General features: G+C 54.6%; 17 protein-coding genes. 1 reads left to right on the top strand and 16 read right to left on the bottom strand.

Annotation, left to right across the window (positions count from 1 at the left end):
• Positions 1-114: 114 nt before the first annotated feature.
• From RE418_RS12270 to RE418_RS12195, 16 genes are read right to left on the bottom strand one after another with little or no spacing between them, the layout of a single operon-like run.
• Positions 115-2,589, bottom strand: coding sequence for a hypothetical protein (locus RE418_RS12270; protein WP_399675058.1), 2,475 nt, complete (start codon positions 2,587-2,589; stop codon positions 115-117).
• Between the two features lie 4 nt (positions 2,590-2,593).
• Complete coding sequence (locus RE418_RS12265) at positions 2,594-4,063, bottom strand: hypothetical protein (RefSeq protein ID WP_399675055.1); 1,470 nt, start codon at positions 4,061-4,063, stop codon at positions 2,594-2,596.
• The gene (locus RE418_RS12260; protein WP_399675052.1) at positions 4,060-6,576 is read right to left on the bottom strand and encodes a hypothetical protein; all 2,517 of its coding nucleotides are present in this window, start codon (positions 6,574-6,576) and stop codon (positions 4,060-4,062) included. The genes RE418_RS12265 and RE418_RS12260 overlap by 4 nt, the downstream gene beginning before the upstream one ends.
• 9 nt (positions 6,577-6,585) lie before the next feature.
• Positions 6,586-7,194 carry a hypothetical protein gene (locus RE418_RS12255; protein ID WP_399676277.1) on the bottom strand — a complete coding sequence of 203 codons (609 nt, stop codon included), beginning with the start codon at positions 7,192-7,194 and terminating at the stop codon, positions 6,586-6,588.
• Positions 7,187-7,660 (bottom strand): hypothetical protein, encoded by a 474-nt coding sequence (locus RE418_RS12250; RefSeq protein ID WP_399675049.1) that lies wholly within the window; start codon positions 7,658-7,660, stop codon positions 7,187-7,189. The genes RE418_RS12255 and RE418_RS12250 overlap by 8 nt, the downstream gene beginning before the upstream one ends.
• Positions 7,660-10,161: a hypothetical protein gene (locus RE418_RS12245; RefSeq protein WP_399675046.1), complete on the bottom strand. Its 2,502-nt coding sequence runs from the start codon at positions 10,159-10,161 to the stop codon at positions 7,660-7,662. The genes RE418_RS12250 and RE418_RS12245 overlap by 1 nt, the downstream gene beginning before the upstream one ends.
• Entirely contained in the window at positions 10,161-10,769 is a 609-nt protein-coding gene (locus RE418_RS12240; RefSeq protein WP_399675044.1) for a hypothetical protein, read from the bottom strand. The genes RE418_RS12245 and RE418_RS12240 overlap by 1 nt, the downstream gene beginning before the upstream one ends.
• Positions 10,769-11,092: a capsid staple protein gene (gene gp10 / locus RE418_RS12235; RefSeq protein WP_399675042.1), complete on the bottom strand. Its 324-nt coding sequence runs from the start codon at positions 11,090-11,092 to the stop codon at positions 10,769-10,771. The genes RE418_RS12240 and gp10 overlap by 1 nt, the downstream gene beginning before the upstream one ends.
• A gap of 39 nt (positions 11,093-11,131) precedes the next feature.
• Positions 11,132-11,425, bottom strand: coding sequence for a hypothetical protein (locus RE418_RS12230; protein WP_399675039.1), 294 nt, complete (start codon positions 11,423-11,425; stop codon positions 11,132-11,134).
• A gap of 11 nt (positions 11,426-11,436) precedes the next feature.
• Positions 11,437-11,883: a Bbp16 family capsid cement protein gene (locus tag RE418_RS12225; RefSeq protein WP_399675036.1), complete on the bottom strand. Its 447-nt coding sequence runs from the start codon at positions 11,881-11,883 to the stop codon at positions 11,437-11,439.
• 53 nt (positions 11,884-11,936) lie between these two features.
• Positions 11,937-12,920 carry a major capsid protein gene (locus tag RE418_RS12220; protein ID WP_337064420.1) on the bottom strand — a complete coding sequence of 328 codons (984 nt, stop codon included), beginning with the start codon at positions 12,918-12,920 and terminating at the stop codon, positions 11,937-11,939.
• 6 nt (positions 12,921-12,926) lie between these two features.
• On the bottom strand, positions 12,927-13,643 hold the full coding sequence (locus RE418_RS12215; RefSeq protein WP_399675033.1) for a peptidase: 717 nt from the start codon (positions 13,641-13,643) through the stop codon (positions 12,927-12,929).
• Positions 13,644-13,653: 10 nt separating this feature from the next.
• The gene (locus tag RE418_RS12210; RefSeq protein WP_104874761.1) at positions 13,654-13,917 is read right to left on the bottom strand and encodes a head fiber protein; all 264 of its coding nucleotides are present in this window, start codon (positions 13,915-13,917) and stop codon (positions 13,654-13,656) included.
• On the bottom strand, positions 13,883-14,182 hold the full coding sequence (locus RE418_RS12205; protein ID WP_308331999.1) for a hypothetical protein: 300 nt from the start codon (positions 14,180-14,182) through the stop codon (positions 13,883-13,885). The genes RE418_RS12210 and RE418_RS12205 overlap by 35 nt, the downstream gene beginning before the upstream one ends.
• Positions 14,179-15,864 carry a portal protein gene (locus RE418_RS12200; protein WP_399675030.1) on the bottom strand — a complete coding sequence of 562 codons (1,686 nt, stop codon included), beginning with the start codon at positions 15,862-15,864 and terminating at the stop codon, positions 14,179-14,181. Before RE418_RS12200 ends, RE418_RS12205 begins: the two co-directional genes overlap by 4 nt.
• A 2-nt stretch (positions 15,865-15,866) precedes the next feature.
• The gene (locus RE418_RS12195; protein WP_033648882.1) at positions 15,867-16,070 is read right to left on the bottom strand and encodes a hypothetical protein; all 204 of its coding nucleotides are present in this window, start codon (positions 16,068-16,070) and stop codon (positions 15,867-15,869) included.
• Positions 16,071-16,437: 367 nt separating this feature from the next.
• Between RE418_RS12195 and RE418_RS12190 the strand changes: the two genes are divergently transcribed.
• Positions 16,438-16,935 carry a hypothetical protein gene (locus RE418_RS12190; RefSeq protein WP_133160106.1) on the top strand — a complete coding sequence of 166 codons (498 nt, stop codon included), beginning with the start codon at positions 16,438-16,440 and terminating at the stop codon, positions 16,933-16,935.
• Positions 16,936-16,960 lie beyond the last annotated feature (25 nt).

Genomic DNA, 16,960 nt, shown 5'->3' with positions numbered 1-16,960 from the left:
ACGAACCAACACAATGCTTTAGCATGATCGCTCAGTATGTATCTGAAATGATCCACCGCAAGCAGGGCTCCAGATACCAAGAATATAATAATCAACGTAACCAAGATCCATCCATCACTGAGGCAGTCGATCCTGCGGCCGCCACCAGTATGTTTGATTGAACTCTTTCTGTGAGCGTTTCTCCATCCTGCGCAAATATCCGGGAGAGAAATACTCCTGCATCTGGTTGAATATCATATGATCAAGCACGGCTTTTGTGTACCACAGGTTTTGACCAGGGATAAGGCCCTTCACGAATTTAACCGTATCCCCGCCTGTCTGTTCCGGCTTTCCTTCAACGGCATTTAGCGGCACGCCTTGAGCCAACTTTATCGCATCATCAACCAACCCAGCAACCGGGCCGAGCATTGAGGCGAGCGCACCTGACCCATAGCGCGTATGGTCTGACAAAAGGAAATCCCCATACAACCCTAAACCACCGCCTTTTAGGAGGGCGTTAAGCCAAAATTGCGGCGCCTTTTCACCAAAGGCTTCGCGCGGATTCTTCCCAGAGATCAGATCGCTAATCTGTTGCGACATAGCGCCAAGTATTGTTGTGCTGGCCAAGAACGTCGCGAGGTATGCGGCTCGGCCGCCAGCTGATGGCATTCCCATGGCGCGCGACCAGTGTCGCATCATCACCGAGATCGGGAAGGATTTGAAAAGGAACAGGCTGCGCCAAAGCTCTCCCGAAACAGTACCTCGTTGCATGCCGGCGCCGGCGATCATCCGCTCGCGTGCGCCAGGCGAGATCACCGCCATGTCGACTTCTTCGGATACGGTGGCAAGCAGCTTACGCATCGCCTCGAACTTCACGCGCTCAGGGTTGCCAAATGCCTCAAGTTTTTCGTTAGGAATACGCATGATGCTTTCCGGGGTGAGCATCGTTGTGTTACCGTTCCCCCAATCTTCTTGCTCCGCCAGTCGCCAAATACTCCAGTCACGATCGGTAATTCCTTTACTTTTGATAATTCTGCTATCTTCGGCAGCTATCTTTCCAAGACCGACATGCTGGCGCACCAGATTACCCACGCCGCCCATCATGGTGACCCCGTACGCCCGTTTATGGGCATCTGACCAGGCTGACAAACCACTGGCACGCATTACAGCGTTGGCTGTCCAGCGTGACGCCGACGGGCCCATGTTGTCGGTCGCCCAGCGGTTCACGCTGCCGATCAGCGTTTCCATCGATAGGCCGGCGCCGCGCGCAAGCCGTAGCTCTTCTTTGTTCGCCGGATTCATGGCTGCCAACTGGTTACGCAACAGCTGCGCCATGGGCAGATTGTTCACTTTAGCGGTAAGGTACATAGTACCGTTATCCGAAAGTGAAGAGATCAGCGCCGAACCGAGCCGCGTTGCAACAAGCCAGTTTCTGACGTTATCCGACCAGCGCGCGATGTGTGGATTAGCGATGGGTTGCGTTTTCCCGGCGACAAAGTTGTAAAGGCTCTCGGTACTGTTGCGCAGACGATTAACACGCCCTGCACGCTGCGGGTTTGCCTTTGCTGTTTCGCTAGTCAGTTGATCCAGTAGCGAACGGAATACATGATCGGGGTTAGGGCCGTAGGTTTCCACCAGCGCGATGTCTTTGCTGATTCCATCAATGTGATTTACCAAAATGTCCCACATCGATTTTTCGCCAAAGCGCTGCTGGTATTCGAGGTAGGTTTCAGCATCACGAAAATGAATCTGTCGTTCAGCACTCCCGCGATTTGCCCGAGCGCCGGAAATCCGCAGACCACTGTCGCCCAGCTTGTTCATACCCCCAGTAGCGATCGTTTTGTAGGCCTCACCCAGGAACGCGGCAAGCTCCGCATCACTCATCATCTCGCCGTTTTCTTTCACATACTTATTGCGGTCAAGCTTCCCGATAACAAAGCCAACCCATTCATCCTGTGAAGCCTTTCCTACCTTCTCCATAGAATGATGTTGCGGAAGCCCCCAATCTTCAAGGAATCCTATATCGCCGCCGGCATCGTTGAAACGCTGGCGCAGCAGCTCAGCAACGCGGCGCCATGCTTCGGCACCTCTTTTCGCACGCTGATTTCCAGTTTGTTGCCCTCGCATCTCGTAGACCAGATCGCGCACGCCTTGATTATCTTCGAACAGTTGGAAGAATCGCGGATCGATAGCCTCGAAAAGCTCCTCGAGCTGGCTAAGAGCATAATCGCGGGTTGCCTTGGTTCTCGACTCTACTGAGAGAAAGTTAGCTTTCCCGTCCGCGTGAAATGCGATGGTGCGGTTTAGCGCCTCCAGTTTTCCATCTTTGCCATCATAGCTGCTGATGTAGTTATCGAGGCGCTGGCGCGCAGCAATGGTTAAAGCAACACGTCGCTTCTTCATCGCTGCCTCTCGCTGCAATTCTTCAGCAGCCATCTGCCCGGCGCGCTGCATGCGTTCCGCTTCGCTGAGATTACGCCATGATGCTGGATCGTTACGCGCGAGGTTGCGCATATTTTTCACGATTCGATCTTCAATCCCTTTTATTTCTGCGGTGGTAAGTGGTCGCTGTGATGCGGCGGTGATCGCCTGAATGCACTCGTCTCTCATGAAATTATCTCCTCAGGAAGCAGCTAACGGCCACATCAAATAAATTTGCGTCATGCTGGGCATTGGCCATATCGCGATCGGCCTCAGCCATCAGATCGGCAGCCCTTACCACCGTTGTGCTGTCGTCTGGGTTTACGACGTGAACCTGCAGATCTGGGTTATCGGAAATTGCGCGCTGAGCCTCCAGTGTATCGGCCTCTGCTGCGCGGGAATCATCCCCGCGAATGGCACGCTCCGCGCCCGCAATTTCATCTTGCTGGATTTGCTCCCGCGTTCTGGGTTTGGGAGTGGCGAGATAATTGGCACCGGCAACATCGTCAACCCGAACAGCGTCAGTGTCGCGAATTACTGTGTCAGGCAACCCCATCGCCTTACGCACCTCTTGCGATGCCAGATCGACACGCGGGCGACGCTGAATAAACTCGGCGCCATCCATCAATGAGCCAACGTCTACCGGGTGGCCAGCAAGCGCATCCGTCATCGCTTTATCCATAGCACGGGCATGCGCATTTCGTGACAGGACGCTTACAGGAACGCCAGGTGATGCCGTAACCTCATAATTGAGATGAGAGCTTGAAGTCAGCGCCGCGTCGATCTCTGCAGGCTCTGCGCCTCGCACTGCCACATTCTCGCCTCGGCTATTGATAAATCGACCAACACCGCCAAAAGCAATGCCGAGTACAGCGTCGACCGCCAACGCCTGGTTATCGAAAACATCGTACTGACGGGCCATATCCTCATAGCCACCTCGCCGGAGTATCTCAGCAGATAAACCACGTTGTGCCATACCCATGGCGACGTTGGTACCTGCAGAATAAAGCAGGTCCGGCGCCGCGCGGGAAACCACACCGGCAGCAGCGCCTGCCGCTGTACCGCCCGCACTAAGAGCAGCGCCAACACCTTCCGCTACTGCACCGCCGGCACGCAGGCCGAGAGACATAGGGAGTACGGCACCAAGCGCCGCAGTCCCGCCAGTCACCAGCGCTTTTTCTACAGAGGTGCCATAATCCACACCGTCAGCGCGAGACTTCTCGTAATCGGAAAATCCCTGCAGGCCGCCAACTGTTGCCGCAGCGCCAGGCAACCCACCCAACAAGGTACCAGCCGCCGCCTGCCCGCCCACCTCCGCCAGCGAGAAAAGCACCTGCCCAGCGGTGCCAGTGGTTCCGGCGTCAGGCGTTAATGCCCGCACCTGCTGTTCAGCCAACCTTCGTTGATTCTTGATGAAACTTTCCGAGGTGTCGTTCACCCCGAAAGCATCATTAACAGCCCGCGAGATCGGCGACACAACAGCATCTACACCTGCCCAGGCAACTTGATCAGCCTGTGTAATCCCGGCGTAAATCCCCTTGAAAGGGGCGGTGAATGCGCCATCAAAAAAATCAGCATCGGAGCGGGCGGAACCGATCGGGTTTTCTGCTGCTGTCGCCAGCTCCCTGTTTTGCTGCGCCTGATTGAATCCGAAATAACTCACTGCGGTATCCCTCCATTTCCGAGGCGAACACGTTCGGCGTTGATACTGAGCACGACCGGATTACCATCCTTTCCGAGCAAGTAGCCAGCCCCAAGTTTTATCAGGTATTGGCTGTCGCCAAAGCTCTGCAGACCATACTGGCCAGGTGGTGCTTTTATGCCAGCATCGACAATCTGAGATTTCCATGCGGTGTTTACAGCAGAATCAAATTGCCCCTCTGACATTCCCCATGGCAGTAAAACCTCACCCTGACCGTTGTAATCGTATACGCCACCAGTGGCTACGTTTACCGCCTGTGTCCATGCGTCACGGTCATACTCGCCAGAAATATCGCCTTTCTTTGCCATCAACCCGGCGTAGTAGTCCTTGGCAACCTCATAGGCCTGTGCGGCGCCGGCCGCATCTCCGGCAAAGGCATTACCGACTGCATCAACGAAATCAGGACGCAGATCGGAATCCTTCGGTATCTCAATGCCTTTAGTTCTATTCTCAACCCCGTTCACTTTTGAGGTGATTCCAGCCCGTGCATTAGCTCCTTCGATGATTGTTTTTGCCGCATCATCGGGGTTTACCATAGAGTCTGAGATCCATCCAGATTGACCGATCACATTGCCGCTTTTACCCATGATAGCGCCAGCGACAGCAGCGGATGGGGCATAGCTACTTATCTGCTGCATTGCAGCTGAGTACTGAGCACCAGTACCCAACCCTTGGCGCATTGCATCCAGGTATGATACTGACTGCGAAGCCGGGGCTGTACGCAACATTTCACCGAGTTGTGCAGCCTCTTGCTTCGAGAACATCGTGAGTGGAGTTTGGTACTTGCGAGACACATCAACAGCCGAAGATGCACGCTTTACCAGATCTGCCTGTAGCGCCGCAGGGTTGCCAATATTGATCGGATCTACCTGACTTAATGATGTTGCATATTGAATCGGATCAGCGGAGCGTGCGGCATTAACAGTGTCTACTGCCTGTCTCAAAATTCGCTGGCGTTTCGTGGCAGCATCAAAACCATCGCCTGGTGATGGCTCTCGCATGTCCAACAACGCCTGTTGCGCAGAAGGTGATAACTGCTGAACTGCCGCTATGTCTGATCCAAGCTGCTGCGTATCCCTGAATTGTTCATACGCAATAGGTCCGTTCTTTTCTCCATATGCCGTTATAAACTCACCAAAACTTGGTGCATTTGGCGCATCCTTGCCCATAAGGTAGGCTGCTTCAGCATCCTTTACTCTACCCTCTAAACCAACCCTGAATTCAGCTCGCTGCTTTTCGACAAGTTGCATGGCATATCGATTGGCTTTCATCTGTGATTGCGGACTGGCGGCATCATAGATAGTGTTGCCGGTATATCGCTTTTGCGACTCAAGCGCCGAAAGGCCAAGCGCGGCACTCACGCCAGAACCTATTTGCTCATCGGTATAAGGTTGGCTGCCATTCTCATGATTAACAATACCGGCGCAAAGCGCTGCCAAGGTGCGCGGGTTGGTAACATCTATTTGCTGGTCTGCAGCAACGCCGAGTTGATCACAAATAGCTTTAATATAAGCGTCAGTTTTGTTCTCTTTGGGTGGCGCCCAGCGGGTAATAATTTCACCAACGGTATCTAAACCGTGTTTCTGGTAATAAGTAAGAAGGTTCTTACCCAGCGCTCTGATCCCATGCTCCGGCGTCTCAAACTTGGCAAAGCGACCATCGCTTCCTATCTGCCCTTCCCATGGATTTTTATCACTGGCCTCTATGTTTCCAGGGTTGTTATTGCGCAGCCCGCGCGCCGCAGACGAATTACCATGAGCAGAGAAGCGAGACACGCCGCCAAGGTCTGAAGGTTCTCCATTGCGAGAAATAAAGCTCTGAGGATCGTTCGCTATCCAGTCGTCAATCGCAGATGCGGCCATGCTCTCTTTTATTCTTACTTTCTCAGATATCCGCCATTCATCTGGCATTCCATAGGTATCTGCATAAAGGTCAGTCGCATCGAAACGAGATTTAGCCAGGCCACCGAAGGCAGCATCATCCCCCCACATACCTCGGGACTGGCTAATTGCAAGCTCGTTCCCAGATGAATAAGCCTGCCGCTCAAACTGCTGCTTCTGCCCGACTTCATACTGTCGAGCGCGATTGCCATAACTACGCCCCAGCGGCTGGATCTGCTGGTCAAATGCCTGACGCATGTATTCAGGAATTGAGTCGCGCAGCTCCGTGGCTTTAGCGGAAATTTGTCCGGCGAATGCCTCACCTTGGCCAATGGCATTTTTACCCTGCAGGCTTATCAGACCGTTCTGAGGGTTGTTGTATAGGTCATCGGCATACACGGAAAACTGGTTGAGCTTGTCCTGCATGTCGGCAAGATCCTGCTTTTGCTTCTCTTGCCCAATAGCCTGAAGGTAGTTTCCACCAACCTGCGCCAAGGCTTCTCCGGCTCCAGTCTGCGGCACGCGAATATCAACCTGATTAACCGGCGCCATTTCCGCGCGGGATTGGCGCTCATACGTTGGGACGATTGGCATAGCCTCTCCTTAAAATGTGTATGGACCTTTAAATCCAGTGTTTCCGATCAGCGCCGTATTGCTTTTTTTCATGTTGTCGAACATGCTCGAGCCTGATGTGCCACCTGTTCCACTTGCCTTGCCGGCGCTGCTGAATATCGAGGTATCGCCGCCAAATGTTTTGTAAGCACCAAATGCCTTCAAGGGCGTATTCAGGATCGTGGTAAAGGCGCCGAGGTTTGATTGTTGCCGGTTAATCTTTGCCTGCGTGCGCGTAACGTCAGCCTGATATGCAAGGCTGTTGCTTTGGTTGATGGAGTTATTGATCGTCGTTAGCGCATCGAGTTGACCGCCTGCCGCCGTATCGCCAAAGATGTTCAGCGCGCTGCCGCTGGTCATGTCAGTACCGGCAGCGCCGAAAGCTGCCGCCTGTTGACCCTGTAGCTGACGTGTTTGCTGGCGCTGGCGCGCAGCCTCAGCATTGCCGGTGTTGATCGCATCGCGCGATGCATTTTCGTATGACTCAGCCTGAGCATCGGCAACCTGAGACGCAGCGCGTCCCTGTTGAATCTGGCTATAGGCGCTTAGTCCGCCCATCGCGATGGCAGCACCTGCTGCAATTGTTGCAGGCTCACACATGATCACCTCGTCTCATTTCAAATCTGTGGAATGGAAGCCCGGCACGGCCAACGGGCTGCGCTTCATGGATGGTGAAACCCAGCCAGTGCAGCCAGCATTTAGCCGCGGTGTTGCGCGCGTCGACGTAGTTTTCCAGCTCCGGATAATGCTGCAGGAAAAGACGCAGAACTGGCCGGCACCGGCGTAGGAAAGTGGCCTGGTATTGTTCAAGCAGGTCAGACCCCACAAGCCACGGAACACCGGAGCCGGTAATCATTGACCGCGGCGCCACACCAAAGATGGTCACCACCTCGCCATTGATCAGCCCAGCGAAAGCAAATGCAGAAGTGCGCAGTGCAAGTTCAAGAACCTGAGCCGGGGTCTTGCCGCTCATCGCATCGAACTCCTCGGCGTCAGCCAGGCGAACGTGCGGTAGGAGCGCCGCTACGTGTTCCAGAGTGGCTTCGACAACTTCAACCTTGCGCACTAAATGCCTCCTACGGTTACACGCGGAATAACTGCGAGAATGGTCATCGGCAGCGGGTCGTTCTGCTCCACAATTAGCCGGCCGTTCTTGCTCCAGTTGGCATCCAATTGTAATTCAATGGTTCCCGTCTTCGGTTCGACCGGGTCATCATAAAATTCGTCATAGCGCTGGGCGTATTCGTACATCTCACCGCCTGGCGTGCCGGCAAACACACCGCGAGACTCATTCACCAATAATGATGCGGCCGTGAAGAGTTTCTTCTTATCCAACAGTGTTTCGTTGCCGTTCAGGTTAACGTCCAGCGTTTCAATGACCGCGGCGATCGGCAGTCCTGCATGCACCACTGAGCCGGCTTTCTCCAGGGTGATACTTCCACCGGTAACGATCTTCTGCGGCTCAACGTTGGCATCTGACAAAATGCTCACGGTCTGGCCTTCGAGGTGGTCAAGTCCTGCGAATGCAGAGCGCGCCATGCTCCAGTCGCTGACTGGCACACCGCGGAACTGAGGTGGGACATTTCGGTTGCTGGTAACGACTGCCTGGTTGCCACTTGCGACCGAACGGATCAACAACTTCAGCACCTTGCTCTCATCATCCTCGACATACGGCATGTGAATTTCACTGCCAACATCACCGGCCGTAAAGTAACTGGCGCCGGCCACCGTAAGCGTCATCTCTTCGTCGTATGGCCAGTCACCTTCGCCACCGGTCAGAGTCATGGTTTTGCTGGCGTCACGGTTCCTGCCGTCATACGTCAGGCCGCAGTCAACGAAAAAGGCATCGTCCATAACATCGTATAGGCGGCTCTGCATACGCTCGATATAGCGTCGCTGCTGGCCATTGATGGTGCGTTCAACCACGCAATAGAGCGCGTCTTCGTTTCCTTCGGCAATGCTGCACACTGATTCATAGCGGCCGGCGCCCGGGTGTAAGTGCCACGCAGCCACCTGCTGATCGCGTAGGTAGGTTAATCCCAACAGCGCGCCGTCATTGCGCGTACACCAAACGATCGACATAGGCGTGATGGAGAACGCCCAATCGGTAATCTGGTATCCGGTAAAGAAGTGGTTAGCGAGGATGGTCAGGTCAGAACCCTGGAATCCGTCGACGTCGAACGAATAGGCAAGGTCGCGCACCGCGCCGCCCTTTTGCTGGATGAATAGCGCGACGTTGCTGATCGCAATAGGCTGCACGTGGCTGGCGCCATTCTGCCCCTGGCTTGAAAATTGAAAGTCCGACGGGGTCAGCGTACCTTGCTGGTTCCCGTTCACCTTGTATTCGCCACCGCTGGTTAGCGCTACGAGCGAGCCTACGTCGATCAGATGACGGATTTGATTGAGCTGGCGCCCGGCGTAGGTATAGGTGATCGCGTCATCGTCAACGGTCGGGTTTGATGTGCCGAAGTCCTTATAGTCACCGCTGCGGCTGGTCCATACTGTTTGCGGCTGACTGCGTGATCCGGCAAACATCAAGCGCTGCTGGAAGTACACGACGGTGCCAGGGTAGCCGGCGTCACCATTCCAGGCATAATGCGCCCACTTGTATGTTGCTGACTCGGCGCCCACCACCTGGCCGGGTAGCTCAATCTCTCCATCCTTGCGGATCACCACTTCGGCGGTGGCGGTCATCCCGTCGCCGCTTACGGCCGTAATGCGGCAAATGCCGCGGCCGGAATGCAAATAACGCCATTTGACGCCATAGGCATCAGAACCGGCTACAGCCCAGCCGTCCCAGCTATCACCAGTTGTATGAGTTGGCGCCACTGGGCCAGTATGCTGGCGCTCGCCGGCATCCACGCAACGATAATAGTTCTCCTGGTATCGGCAGATATTCCCAACGCTAACCTGCTCCCCGGTAACCCAGCGCCCAACCGTGTCGACGTTCTTCTGCTCCATGTAGAACAGCTTTCCAACATGCCAGCTTTTGAAGATCGATGCACTGGCTGTAAGGTCTACCGTTCCGCTTGTCGCGCTGGCGTAGACAGTGATCGACTCGTCAATGTTCACGTTAGCAAACGGACCGCTTACTGTGGCCACCTCTGCAGTGCGCCAGTCATCGTGCGCATACCGCTGGATTTCCATCGGTGGGTAGTTCGGATGGCAAACTGTCATCACGTCTGCGCTCTGCGTGTATTTCAGCAGGTCGATATCTGCAGCGGCCCACGGCGTTGTTACGTCGACAGGCTGGCCGGCACTGGCGCCGGATGAGTAGACAACTTGCGCGCCATCCATAAACACGCGGAAGTAATGATCGCCGACCTCGAGCACATAGGTCTGCTCCGTGTTGAACTGGAACGGGATCAAGCGACACTTGCGATCGGGGAACTTTGCCGGCGCCACATAGCGAGTTCCCGGGCGGTTCTCAACGCCGCCATATTGGCGGACGATGAAATTCCTGCAACGGCGCAGTGACGTCTGGTATTTCTCCAGGTCAACACGGCCGTAAAGGCTTGGCGATACTTCGCCACCAGCAAAGGACGGTTGAATGAGGCTGGTTGTCATTATGATGCCCTCGCGTCGGAAACCTCAGACCACGGCGCCGGCGGCTCCTGGGTTTCATTCATGCTCAGCGTTGACGCAGATGAAATGGTCAGCTGGTATTTCTGCTCGGCGCGATTACCGAGACTGGCATCGCCAGTGATCTGCATGTTGATTTCAGCTGCCAGGCGCCAGCTGAGTGCGTCGCGGAACTCTGCGTCAAACATGTTGGGGTCGGTGACGCGTGTCACGTAGCGCAGCCATGCTTTCGGCAGGTCAGTCAATATCAAACGGCCAGTGCCATTCTCATCAGAACCGACCTCATACGGCACGCGCCGTTCTGGCGTAATAAAGCGCTCACCGTCTGGAGAGACGATCGCAACAATGCGCAGGCAGTCCACCGGGTAACGGTAACTGTATTGCCAATCAGGCTGCTCGATATCCAGATCGGCGAGCGCCACGCGCTTTGTGGCGAACCTCCACGGGAAATCAGCCAGTACTGCGTCGCGGCAGTCTTCATAAAACAGCGAGCACACAGACGCTTCTTTGCTCTTTTCCGTCAGGCTGGCAATCACTCGGCTGTTGCCAAGCCGCCCAAGCGCCACGTTGCAGATCTGGATAACGGATGCCATCACTCGCCCCCTGCGTCGCCATAAAGTGTGTCAGCAGCAGAACGCTGCGGCGCGGCCGGCGGCTCTACGCCAATATCAGTGAATTGCAGATCAACGCTGCTTTCCGCTTTATCACCTTCGGTGCGGGTGGAGACAGACAGCACTTTAGCCAGGCCGCCAATTGTCAGTGATTCGCCAACCTTTGGCAGTGTGATCCCCAGCTTTTCCAGTGTGTCATTGTTCAGCGTGAAGCGAAGCCCCCACGGATATTCGTCGCGAGTCTCCGGCTTTCCGCCTTCGCTTTCGTAGGTGTCTGTGCCGATCTTGAGGTTTACGGTTTTCATGCGAGGACTCCAGGAAAGAAAGGGGCCGAAGCCCCTTTGTTAGTTGATGCCTAACTCTTTGCGCTTGGCTTCAATTTCTTCTGACAATTTGGCGATGCCCGCTTTGTGGTGCGGCTTGGTGCCAAAGATTTCTTCATACTGCTGCTGCAGCGCGGCCAGCTTCGCGCTGTCGTCGCTGTCGCCGCCGCCCTCTTCCAGCAGATTGCCTTCGCCATCGATCAACTGCAGGTTGTCGCCAGCCTTTCCGACGTATTCGATGGTGTCGCCCTCTTCCAGCAGATGCCCGTTGATGAATGACTTCCGTGTGACGCGGTACATTTTCAGTTGTGACATGTCACGCCCCGTTAAACAGTGATGTTGAAGGCGCTTGCATAGCTGCGTTGTGCATCAGCATCCAGCAGCAGGCCAGCAGTGAAAGCACCGGCGGTCAACGGGCCAGTAGCCACGGTGTAGTTGACGCGCAAATAGCGCTGCACACCGTGTGGAACAGTGGCCACGTAGCGATAACCAACCTTCAGATCAGCAACTGCGATTGCACCGGTCTGCAGCAACGTGGTTGCACTGGCGAAATCGCTGGTCTTGGAGGTTTGCAGACTGATCGTTACGGTAGCTGCGCCGCCAGCAGCGGCAGTGGTAGCAACCTGGGCGATGAACTCAACCGGGTATCCAGGGCCGATATCGCGTACATCATTGCCGGCATAAAGCGGCCCGAGGTCGATAACGTCAGTAGAAGGCGCGGTTGCCGTAACAGCCTGCGCCTGCGAGAACATATTCAGATAGTCGAGGATCATTTTGTCTCTCCATCAGTGAGAAAGGAGAGCCGCACCCGGCGGCTCAGCCGGGATTATTGAACCTGTGATTCAGTGCTCAGCAGAGCATCGCAGGTACGGACTGGCACGCCGCGGAACGAGGTCCACCACACGCCTTCGGTTTCTTTAACGCTGATCGCCAGAGAGGCTTTTTCAGTTGCCTGAATGTCCAGGTATTCAGCTGCATCGCGGTTCATATAGAACACTGCATTGCCCATCTGCAGGTTAGGGATGCGGTGCAGAGCCTGCACCATCAGCGTGGCCAGGTTCGGGCCATCGTCGGCGCCCAGCTTGGTGGTATCGATGTTGGCAATGCGCACCACATAGCGCCAGTCACGAACAGTCAGGCCATTGTCCCACTTGTAGTGAGTACGGTAGCCTTCATACTTGCCTTTCTCAGCATCTTCGAGAGTAACCTCGCCCTTGTCTTTGTGGCTCAGGCCAGCCGCCTGACCTTTAGGGAAGATGCCATGGACTGTATTAGTGCCCCACACCACCAGCCAGATTGAAGTGAGATTTGAACCAGTGCCGCCCGCATCGATAATGTTCTGAGCGTTCTTGGCGGTCAGGTCGTTGTATCGAGCAGACAGACCGGTAAAGCGCTGAGGGTTGATGCGAGTGTCACCGTAGAACAGGGTTTCGGCCATCTGCTGGTTCATGGCTTCAAGGAAGGCCTGGTCTTCTGATAAACGGAAAGCATTGGTGTTCCCGTTCAGATCGGCCAGTGCTTTATCAACCTCGGCATACGCCTCAAGCATCCCGCATGAGTCAGTAACCTGCGCAGTGGTGGATTTGCTTGGCTGAACGCCGTAGTTCAACAGGCGCCAGGCTGCAGCCGGCAAACCGGTGCGAATCGTAGTTCGGTGACCAGTTGGCAAGTTACCTTCCACATAAACCATATCGGTCAAAATAGGGTTAGTTTGTGAAAGTAACTCAACGATTGCGGGGATCTTCCCGTCCGGGTCCATGCGCTTTGCGTGGTCTGCCAGCGTCAGCGCGTTAGTGCCTTTAATAGCCATTCGATGTTACTCCTTATTACCGTAGAGAATGTCGGCCGCGCTACGCTGACCGCCTTGATTTGGCACGACGAAGGTATCTTCAGCCATCGCCTTGCCGACTTTTGCACAGAAGCGAACCAGTGCTGGGTGATTACCCAGGCCGCTCGCATTCAGGTATTCGCGCAACTCTGTGTTGCCGAACTGATCCAGCGCGCGCTGTGCGGCGCCTACACTGGCGTTGAACTTGTCGCCGCCGATTTCTTTGTCAGCCTTGACCTGCTCACCCCAATCAGCAACTTGCTTGCTCCAGGCTTCTGCCTGCTGCTGCTGGATCTGCGGGTAGATGTCGACCAGCTTTTGCGCCTGCTCTTGGCTCAATCCCAGTTCTTTGGCGATCGGCTCAAACACAGCCAGAGCATTGGCGTCCAGTTCCTGGCCTTCCGGCGAAGTGAACTCGTATTTCTCAGGAGCTGCAGGTTTATTTTCCTTCTCCGATTTTTCCGCAGCTTCCTTATCGGCTTTCTCTTTCGCTTCTTTTTCTGCCGCGAGTTCTTCGGCCGTCTTGCTGCCTTCCTGTTTTCCTTCGCCTTCCGGGTTATCACCTTCCCCCGGATTCGGATTAGCAGCATTGTCAGCTGCTGCCGGGTTATCGCCGGTTGCTGCAGGAGCTGCGCCACCATCACCACCTTCCGGCGGAGCTTCAGAGCACAGGCGGCGATACATCAAACGTTCGAACAAGTTCATGCGTTGCCTCTTAGCTTGTTGCGATAATGCCGGCAGCGCGGAGGCTCGCCAGCAGTGCGTTGTATTCGGCCTGGGTTGGGGCTGCCGCTGCGTTAGCCACCGCCGCGCCCTGCTTAACGCCGCCGACTACCGAAGCAGTTGCCGCCGGCGGTGCAAATGTGGTTGGTTTGCCTGTGATATCACCCCATGCAACGGAAGAACCGCCTCCGCTCAGAACCTTAACGACTTGCACGCCGCCGTCATTCCGGATCACTTTCTGGCGTTGTGTTGCCATGATTAGCCTCTCTGTCTTTCTCGGCCTCGGCGGCCATCTTTAAATACAAGTCCGGGCAGATGCCGAACACGTCATTGAACAAAGCCAGTCCTGCGTTACGATTACCTTCAAGAAACATCGTGGTGTTTGTGTCTGTACGGAACGTGGTTTGAAACACGCCTGCTTGCTCAAGAAGTCCCCACACAAAACGGCGCCCACTCTCTGTTGCCATCACCTTCTTCACGTCGTCAGCGTGGCGCTGTTGGAGTTGCTCGCGAGTCATCATTGCTGCGCCCCCTGGCCTTGCTGCATAGCCTGCTGAATGCTGGTCAGTAAGTTAGGGTCTGCAGTTCCTGATTGACTGAGAGTCTTCGCGATATCCGCAGCACCGGCGCCCATCTGCAGGCTTTGTGCTGCCTGTTGTTGCTGCGCGCGCTGTTCGCGCTCTGTCTGCACCTGCTCATCGGATTTGGTGATAGTCGTAGGAACGCCAAGCATGTCGCCGTATTCATCGATCGCCTGGTCAACATCAAGCTTGTCAGCGGCCTGCTGGAACCCAGCCGCAGCCATATTCCCGATGAATCCGACAAAGCGCTCAATAGAGCCGATGCCAACAGACTTCTGCGCCTGCGCCATCACGCTGGTGTATTCCACGCGCAGCGGCTGCCCCTGCAATTCATCCGGAGGCGGTGGCAACATGCCGCGGCGCATCATGATGTTGAAAATCCGGTCGATAGCCGGGTCCAGCAGTTCATCGTTCAGGCGGTCGAGCACCGGGCCGATCTGCAGCATCTTCTCGTCGCGCATCTCGTTGACCGCTTCGATCGGCATGCTGCGGGTATTGACGTTGCTGAACATGTTGAACAGCGGAACGAAGTAGCACTCATTAACAAGCTGGCGCCCGTCTTGAATGCTGCCTAGCAGTTCCTGAATGCGGGGGTTGATCTCGTAAACCGGTTTGAATCCAGCCGTGTCGCCGGCGCCGTTGTAATAGGAAACATCGCCAGGCAGCAACGACAGGCGTTCATTCTTCATCGAACTTGGCGCCATCATTGGCGGATTAACCAGCTTGTCGATCGCCTGGTCTTTTCGCTTCTGCTGAAGTTGCAGTGCCTTAACGCCACCCAGAGCCAGAATGCCAGGGCAGGATGAGCCGTAAGCATCCTCGCCGTTGATGTCCCAGCGCGGCACCAAGATAGGCATTTCATCGAAACCCGACTCGCTCAGCAGCTTGTCGCCGGAGCCGCCTGGTTCGTAATAAATCGAGCTGAAACGCTTGTTCTTCGCGTTCAGCTTTCCGGTGTCGCGGTTGGTGTTCGGCAATACGGCATGCACGACTTCGAACCACGTTTCAAACGAGCCAGTATCCCAGGCGGATGCCACGGCATCGCTCACGTTCTCCTTTCCAAACTTCGCCACCAACTGACGACAGGTCATGGAGAATTTGCGGAAGACGGTGTCGACCTGCAGGCGATCGCTGTTCGAGATGTAGTAGCTTCCGATCGGCAGCACGTGCGTGCGGATCACATCCTCTTCATCTTCCAGGATGGAAATCGCACCGGTGGCAAACGTGCCAAGGTAGCGATAGAGCACCGTCAGGGACTGATACCAGTTAGATTTGTTCATCACGTCGTTCATTAATTCGACGACCTGAGAAAGCCACATCTTGACTGGCCAGCTATCCATCAATTGCTTGTCGGGAGTGCTCAGAGAAAACCACGGGCGAGTCGGGCTGGTGATGCCCGACAACATGCCAGATTCAAGAGTGCGCGAAGCAAGCCCGCCGGTAGGGTCAACAACCTTGGTGTTTCGCTTATTGCGGCCGGCATCAGTTGTCAGGAATCGCCCGCAGTTTGGCAGGATGAAATCGCTCAGCTCTTTCCAATGCGAGTCATACGACGTCCGCGCGGTTACGAGCTGAGATAGCTGCTTTTCCAGAAACTGCTTGCGTGATTCCTGCTCAGCCATGATCAGCCACCCAACAGAGTTTTGCCGGTGGTGCTGGCTTGGCCAGTGGCGCCCTGCGCACCAGTAAGGATTGTCGACTGTTGGCCGGCGGCTGCACGGCGTCGAGCCTTGTCCTTATCGGCAGCATCAATTACTGCAGCATCCTGCGCTTGCGGCGCTGCCTGTGGCTGCGGTGGCGTTGAAACCTTCGGCGTACTCATGCACATGCGCGTAACCCTCCCAAATAATTACCAATTAAACCACATGAGAATTATTTTGACTAATTTGTTGACGTCATAATCAAAACAAATTACCTTTATGGTAATCATTGAGAGCATAAGCCGAGCCAGCTTCTATCACTCTACACAGTATAAAACTGGTATCGGCGCTCTCGATGAGCTATCGCGAAGCATCATCCGAACTTAATCAGGTGAAAACACTTGTAGGGGGTGTCGGAGCTTGGTGGATGGTGTTTCACGATAGCCGCGACCGTTATCAACCTGGAATGCTGTGTGTAGGATTTAGCCCGCCTTGAGCGGGCATTTTTTTGTGCTAAAGTCTTTAGCTCACACAGTTTGTAAGGAATTTATAAAAATGAACATTTTAAAAACTGCTTATCCTGATGAGTTTTTACATAATGGCGAACGCTACGCAGGAAGGCAGAAGTCGACCAGTGAAATATCCATAGGTATGAAAGATGACAGCATGCCATTTTCAACCGGGGAAGTTATAACTATGGTTGTTTTGGATAGATCTCGAGACTTTGAAATTCTCGACTACAAGCGTGCGAGAACTGGTAACGTTATGCGTGGTCTTAAGTCAATAATTTCACTTACAGTCAGGCCATTGGACGTGAAGGAAAAACAACAAACAGGGACAACACACATCACGTTTAATGGTCCTGTTACTTCAGGTGGAGACATTCAGGCAGGTTCTGTCAATAGCATTACAAAACATATCACATTAGAACAACTTCATAAGGCAATTGAAGATAGCAACGATCCAGAGGTAAAAAGCCTTTGGGAAAAATTGACGAATAACGCTTCGTTCGTTGCGATTACATCAGCAATTGGACAATCATTATTAGGCTAAAGAAGAAAGCCCGCAGCCGCGGGCT

Origin of the sequence: Serratia sp. szju (assembly GCF_044594185.1) — a bacterium.
Lineage (GTDB): Bacteria > Pseudomonadota > Gammaproteobacteria > Enterobacterales > Enterobacteriaceae > Serratia > Serratia bockelmannii.
The sequence above is the reverse complement of the archived record's forward strand: the minus strand, read 5'-3'. Positions and strand labels throughout refer to the sequence as shown.